Origin of the sequence: Leptolyngbya sp. PCC 6406 (genome assembly GCF_000332095.2) — a bacterium.
Taxonomy (GTDB): domain Bacteria; phylum Cyanobacteriota; class Cyanobacteriia; order Phormidesmidales; family Phormidesmidaceae; genus PCC-6406.
Genome location: NZ_KI913949.1, coordinates 766771 through 773159 on the forward strand (window position 1 = coordinate 766771; position 6389 = coordinate 773159).

At 56.8% G+C, this 6389-nt stretch carries 6 protein-coding genes; 2 read left to right on the forward strand and 4 right to left on the reverse strand.

Features of this window, described 5'->3' with window-relative positions; translation table 11 throughout:
* On the forward strand, positions 1-655 hold a 655-nt coding region (locus tag LEP6406_RS26450), incomplete at its 5' end, for a transposase (protein WP_155834780.1).
* 17 nt (positions 656-672) lie between these two features.
* Here the strand turns inward: LEP6406_RS26450 and LEP6406_RS0203560 are convergent.
* From LEP6406_RS0203560 to LEP6406_RS0203575, 4 genes are all read right to left on the reverse strand, one after another.
* Positions 673-972, reverse strand: a complete 300-nt coding sequence (locus LEP6406_RS0203560; protein ID WP_008316520.1) for a PD-(D/E)XK nuclease family protein — start codon at positions 970-972, stop codon at positions 673-675.
* Positions 973-1077: 105 nt separating this feature from the next.
* Positions 1078-1872, reverse strand: a complete 795-nt coding sequence (locus tag LEP6406_RS0203565; RefSeq protein ID WP_036028133.1) for a DUF4058 family protein — start codon at positions 1870-1872, stop codon at positions 1078-1080.
* 62 nt (positions 1873-1934) lie between these two features.
* Positions 1935-2618 (reverse strand): M23 family metallopeptidase, encoded by a 684-nt coding sequence (locus LEP6406_RS0203570; protein ID WP_008316524.1) that lies wholly within the window; start codon positions 2616-2618, stop codon positions 1935-1937.
* A gap of 125 nt (positions 2619-2743) precedes the next feature.
* Positions 2744-5143, reverse strand: a complete 2400-nt coding sequence (locus LEP6406_RS0203575) for a hybrid sensor histidine kinase/response regulator (protein ID WP_008316527.1) — start codon at positions 5141-5143, stop codon at positions 2744-2746.
* A 433-nt stretch (positions 5144-5576) separates the two neighbouring features.
* Between LEP6406_RS0203575 and LEP6406_RS30860 the strand changes: the two genes are divergently transcribed.
* Positions 5577-6389 (forward strand): cobaltochelatase subunit CobN (locus LEP6406_RS30860; RefSeq protein ID WP_036028135.1); only part of this gene is annotated, 813 nt, incomplete at its 3' end.

Below are 6389 nucleotides of genomic sequence, written 5' to 3' on the forward strand. Positions count from 1 at the left end.
GGGAGTGGTGCAGTTGGGTTTCCAGTCCATTGGGCGGCTACGCAGCGATGCCAACCTCAAATTTCTCTATGATGGCCCCCAGAAGCGGCGGGGTAACCGCCGTCGCTATGGCGACAAGGTGAATCTGGCCGACCCCAGTCGCTTCACGTTCGTCGAGACCCTAGAAAATGGGGTCTCTCTCTACACGGCTGTCGTCTGGTCGGTCTCTCTCAAGCGCCGCATCCGCTTAGCCTATCTGCTGAAAGAGCAGGACGGACGGCAGAGTTATGTCGTCCTCTTCTCCACCGACATTGACATTGACCCCATCCATCTCTATCGCTGCTACGCTGCTCGGTTTCAAATTGAATTCATCTTCCGCGATGCCCGTCAATTCACAGGACTAGCGGACTGCCAGGCCCGGTCTCCCGAGGCGCTCGACTCCCATGTCAATGCCAGCTTGATGGCCCTCAATTTGGCCAAAGCAGCACTGCAATCTACTCAATCGGGAGCTGAATCCGCTGAACCTGTCAGCTTCTCCATGGCCTCTTTCAAACGGCAAGCCCTCAATCAACATCTTCTCGACCTATTTACGGCCATGTTCGACCTGGAGCCAACTTTGATTAAATCCCACCCCAACTACCAGAGCCTCCTAAATTACGGGGCTATAGCCGCCTAAGCTGGAGCTATAGCCGCCTAAATCTGTCCGAAGTGTTGGGTGAAGCTAGCGGTGTTGTTGAGGCTATCTAAATATTCATCTTCGGTATCGCGTAGGACTTCGATGAGCAGTTCTTTGAGGAAAAGGTCGTCGAGCTGATGTTTTTCCGCTGGGTTGAGAAGAAACTGAATAAAGTTGGAGTGCTTGATTTCTTGGCGCACCATGCCCACAGCTTCGAAGATGTTGAATCGGAAAATTTTCGCTTCTAGCTCTTCCAGGTCTTGGTTATCGACGATGAACCTTTCGAGCAGGGCTTTTGGTTCTTGTTTTGGTGTCATAGGGATCGTGGGAAGACTTGCAGTAGTCCCTAAGCGTTTGAACCTTCAAACGTTTGAACGCTTGCTGGATGTCCTAATCTAAGTGACTGTGGCTATATTTCACAATCATCTGTGTCGTACCTCATTCACCCAAGCTTGATCCGCCGCCGATAGCGCTGGTAGGGGCACAGGGGCTTGATAATCTACCCGGATTCCGTATCCACTGCGCTCATAAATCCCGTTGACCAGCGGCTGCAAATCAACCATCACCTGCTCCCCTGCCTCTTTTAGGGGCAGCGGAAACTCAGGAATAGGTTCCCGTAGCGTCAATTCATAGAGGTCTGCCCGAGGACGACACTCTGATCGACTGACCAAAATTCGATACTGGGCCGTCGATGCTGGTCCGGTTTCTATCGGGTGCATCGCCATCGGTTCATAGGCCCGCAGCAAATCAATTTCGACCAAGTGGGAAGCACTCCCCAATACCGTTTGTCGTTTAGCGCTATAGATCCTGCGCCCTTCTCCGGGGCGCTTATTCGTTGGTGACAAGACCTCAACCACCGTAATCACCGCATTACTACCCGCTTCTCGAATTTCTAGATAGCGCTCCTTGATCTCTAGCGGCATAGGCAAAATCACCGACTGGGGCCGCACTGTCGTTGCTACCCCAGCGGCAGAAGTCTCAGGTTTAGCCGGGGCAGATGGCCCTGGGGTAGATAACACGATCGCATCCGGAATGCCCACCAACAGTTCCTCATTGGTGCCATCTCTATAGGTGCGAGTCTCGACCGCTACATAGTATTGCGGCAGTAAGCTAGGGGCTAAGGCATCTGCGATCGCCACAATTAAGCGGCTGTGAAACTCCGACCAAAAGATGGCCTGTTCTAAGTAAGGATCCATACCTGGGAAGGGGGATGCCATCGCTGAGTCTGCAATAGGGTCTTCCCCAATGTTAGCGGACCCATCTTTTCCTCCACGGAGTCTCAATTGCCCTGCCGAACCGCCTGCTGACTGGTGTACATAGCCCGCAACACCAGCGCCGGATCGACCCAACTGTCGTCATACTTCAGACCCCAGTGCAGGTGTGGCCCCGTAGTGCGGCCCGTCATCCCCACCCGACCAATGCGGGCTCCCGTCGGCACCGTCTGACCTTCTTGGAGCCTTAGTCCTCCCGCACTATCGATGAAATAGCGACCGCTGCTATCCCGCGCTACATGGCCGTGCATGTGGCAGTAGATATGGAGCCAATTGCCCGACTGCAAGACCACTGAGGTGCCACAGGCGCTATCGTCCGACACCTCTACGACCCGGCCCTCCCACCAATTGCGGATGTAGCTGCCCGAAGGGGCTGCCAGATCTAAGCCGTAGTGGAAGCGCTGGCTACCGCTGTAGGGATCGCTGCGGTAGCCAAAGGGAGAGGTATAGGCTTGAAAATCTTCCACTGGAAAAGAGGCTTGACTCCACATGTCCCCTAGGGCAGCGGTTTGGGTGACCTGGGGTTCTACCGCTTCCACCACCGCCCGCGAGAAAATATCCGTAATTCCCCAGACGGAAACGGCTCCCGCGAAGAACAGTGCCAGCAGCATCAAGGGGGAGCGGCGACGGCGACGATGGGGCCGTTGTAGGGGATCTGCGGAACGCTGGGAGGGGTGACGGCTAGGGTTCATAGCGTGAGGTCAAAGAAGAACAACAACAGCGGATCTCCAGTAGACGGTTCGGATTACACAGGATATCCCAGGACTGGAGGGTTGGCACAGGTCAGGGAAATTTCTTGACGGGGGAAGGCTAGAAACTACGGTGTAGACACTGGCACCATCAGGGCATTGACCTGTTCTAGGAGACGCTGGGGATCGAGGGGCTTGGTAAGGATGGCGTCTGCCCCCGGTACTGGACTGGGGTTGTCGAGATCGGAGGTCAAGCCCAGGATCTTAATCTGGCCGGTCACCAGAGACTCCCGCAGATCTTGGATCATGTGCTGCCCATCTACCCCCGTCAGTTGAAGGTTGATGATGATGGCGGCGGGTTTCAGCAGGGCGACCTGCTCTACGACCTGGGATCCTTCGATCACCCAGATTACTTGGTAGTCGGCGGCGGTGAGCAAATCGCAGATTATTCCGGCGGTTTCCTCCTGATCCTCGACTAGGACAATGCGTCCTACCACAGGTTCGGGCGGGTGTTCCGTGGGTGTGCTGGCCCCTCGGGGTTGCTCTTGCCCCTCGGCGGCTGCGCCCAGACCCATGGGCCTGGGCTCTTTGTCTAACCGTTGACTGGGCAGTCGCACGGTAAAGACAGAGCCCACCCCTACTTGGGAGTTAACGGTGATATTGCCGCCGTGGAGTTCTACTAATTGCTTGGTGAGGGCTAATCCTAGTCCTGTGCCTTGGTAGCGACGTTGGGGTCCGGCTTCGAGCTGGTGGAAGGTTTCAAATAATAGAGATTGCTGGGCCTCGGGAATGCCAATGCCCGTATCCTCGATTTGGAATACGGCGGTCTGGTGCTCTCGTCGGACCCGGAGATTGACTTGGCCTCCGGCATCGGTGAATTTTAGGGCATTGCTGAGGAGATTGGCCAAAATCTGACGAATGCGGCGGGCATCTCCCACAAAGGTGTCTTGGCTTGCTGAGGGGATGGGGTCGTAGGTGATTTCAATATCGCGATCGCGGGCCTCAGGCCGAAAGGATTCCCAGCAATGGCGGGCTAGGGTGCTGAGGGAGAGGGGAGCCACTGCCAGTACGGTGCGACCCGCCTCAATTTTAGAGAGGTCTAGAATGTCGTTAATCAGGGCTAGGAGCCGTTCGCCGCTGGTGTGGATAGTGGTGAGGTAGTCCCGTTGGCGGGGGCTGAGTTCCCCAAAGGACCACCGCAGCAGGGTGGCGGACATGCCGATGATGCAGGTGAGGGGGGTGCGGAGTTCGTGGCTCATGGTGGCCAAAAATTCGCTTTTGGTACGGCTGGCGGACTGGGCGGCCACCATGGCATCCCGTAGGTCTTGGGTTTGGGCTACCACGCAATGCTCTAGGGATTGGGCTTGGTCACGAATTTGCTGGTAGAGTTCCGTCTGTTGAATGGCTACCCCCAAGTGCTCCGCAATATTCTGCAAAAATAGGCACTCGGGAGCGGTCCAAGCCCGAGGGCGATCACACTGGTGGGCGATGAGGAGGCCCCAGAGTTGGTCTCGGATCATAATTGGAGCCAGGATCTGTGCCTTTATCTGCACCCGATGGAGGTAGGCGGTGAGGTCGGGGTCATCTCCATAGGTTTGGGCGACATCCGCTATGGCGATGGGTTTGCCGCTGCCATAGTCTGACCAGTGAACTGCGATCGCATCAGTTCCATAGGGTTCAGGTAACGCCAGTAGCGAAGCAATCGACGCTGTGGAACAGGATTCATCAATCACAGTGCCGTCAATGATTCGGGGCGGGGTCTCAGGGGTCTCAAAGCGGTTGGCCACCGTGCCCTGGAGTACCGCCGCTGACCGGGGGGCAAAATTGAACCGATAGATGAGAAGACGATCGATTTTCAAGCAGCGGCGCACCTCCGCCACCGTCGTAGACAAAATGGTCGAAAGATCTAGGTTCTGGCGAATCTGGGTAATGACTTGATGCAGCAGCAGATCCTGTTGCTGTTGCTGCCCCAGAGGTACCTGGGTGTCTGATACTAAAAAGCCTGCTTCCAGAACATGCCAAGCAGGGGAGTTCGAGGCATGGTTTGGGTGAGTCTGCTGTTTCTGAGGATCCTGCAAGAAGGGCAGCAGTGTCAGCAGCAAGCCGATGCCATCTCCCTGGGATTGTCGATCCTTCAGCCTTTGCACCAGAGTTAGACATTGGTTACCCAGGGGAGACTCATCCGGCAGTTGGGTCATTAAATCTGCCAAAAACTGAGCGATGGCGATGCTGTCACAGGTCAGCCCCAGTCCATGACGATGGGATGGAGCAGCCTTGTCTCCATCCCCATCCGTTACCCTCCGCGTTGCCCGATAGACCACGAGAGCCTGGGTAGTGGGGGTGACACATACCGTGAAGGGAATCCAAGCATCCCAGCCCGATGCTAAGGGTAGGGGTAAGTCGCGATCGCAGAATCCCTCGCCTCCAGTTTTCTGGCCGTAGCGCATCAAAGCACGCTGGATAGTGACATAGGTATCCGGCGGCAATTGTTGCCATGTGAATGCGGTTGAGCTTAGGGCTGGAGCCATGAATGCCCCACGGTGAGGGGGTGAACAATTCCTGAAGACTTGAGCAGCAAGGCCATAGGTGGGAAAAATCTTTGGCAGCGAATGCCATGGACAGGCTGGGCTGAGGGCGCTCAGGGCATAGACTGCCCCGTGGGGCGATCGCCCTAGGCAAGCACTTGGAATTCATACTAGCTTTCAGAGAAATACACCCCCCGCTTACACTAGAGTTCCTTCAGATTTCGCGGTTCCCGCCAAACCCGCCCCTACGGAATCTATAGCGACATGCAGTTGGATTGCGTACATCCCTGAGGGCGCACAGCCGTGCGCCCCTACGGCGACATCCTGCATCGGGCGCGGAAACCGCGCCCCTACGGAATCAATTCAAAATTTCTCCTCTGGAAACGCTTCGCGAACAAAATTCAAAACTCCCTCACCCCCTCACCCCCTCACCCCTATGCATCGGCTAACAGCAACCCCCGGCGGCTGGACCCCCGACAGTGACGGAGTAATTTTCCTAGAGCAGAGCCCTGCCCCGGTGGTGGTGCTGACGGCGGCGGATACGGATTTGCACTGTCTGGCCCAGGTGATGGCCCAATCCCCTGGGGATTTGCCCCCGGTGCGGGGAGCAAACCTGCTGCAACTTCAGCAACAGCTCACTATTGATACCTACGCCGATGATGTGCTGCGCCACGCCCGCATCATTCTGCTGCGGCTGCTGGGGGGGCGGGCCTATTGGTCCTATGGATTAGAGGTGGTGCGGGAGGTGGCAGCGGAAACAGGGGTAGCCCTGGTAGTGGTGCCGGGGGACGATCGCCCAGATCCGGATTTAATCAGCTTGTCCACAGTGCCCTTGGCCATGGCCCATCAGGTGTGGCGCTACCTCTGTGAAGGGGGAGTGGACAATCTGCGCCATGGGCTCATGTATCTGTGCGATCGCAGTTTAGACACCACCTTCTCACCCCCGCCCCCCCGCCCAGTCCCTCGGGTCGGTGTCCTCGGTCCCATGCCCGACGCCAGCGACACCCCCCGCGTAGGCATCCTCTTCTACCGCGCCCACTATCTAGCAGGTAATACCGCCCCCATTGATGCCCTAATGGCAGCCCTAGTAGCCCGCCACCTTACCCCCATCGCGGTTTATGCCTCCTCCCTGCAAGACCCAGAGGTCCAACAGGAACTGATTGATCTGCTCTCTAACCTCGATATTCCAACGCCTCAAAATTCAACCCCGCCACTCCCTGGAAGGGCGAGCACCGCTCGCCCCTACCGC

Coding starts and splice junctions, on each gene's coding strand:
- LEP6406_RS0203560 (WP_008316520.1), bottom strand. CDS start 972: ATGACACCAAAACAAGAACCAAAAGCCCTGCTCGAAAGGTTCATCGTC.
- LEP6406_RS0203570 (WP_008316524.1), bottom strand. CDS start 2,618: ATGAACCCTAGCCGTCACCCCTCCCAGCGTTCCGCAGATCCCCTACAA.
- LEP6406_RS0203565 (WP_036028133.1), bottom strand. CDS start 1,872: ATGGCATCCCCCTTCCCAGGTATGGATCCTTACTTAGAACAGGCCATC.
- LEP6406_RS0203575 (WP_008316527.1), bottom strand. CDS start 5,143: ATGGCTCCAGCCCTAAGCTCAACCGCATTCACATGGCAACAATTGCCG.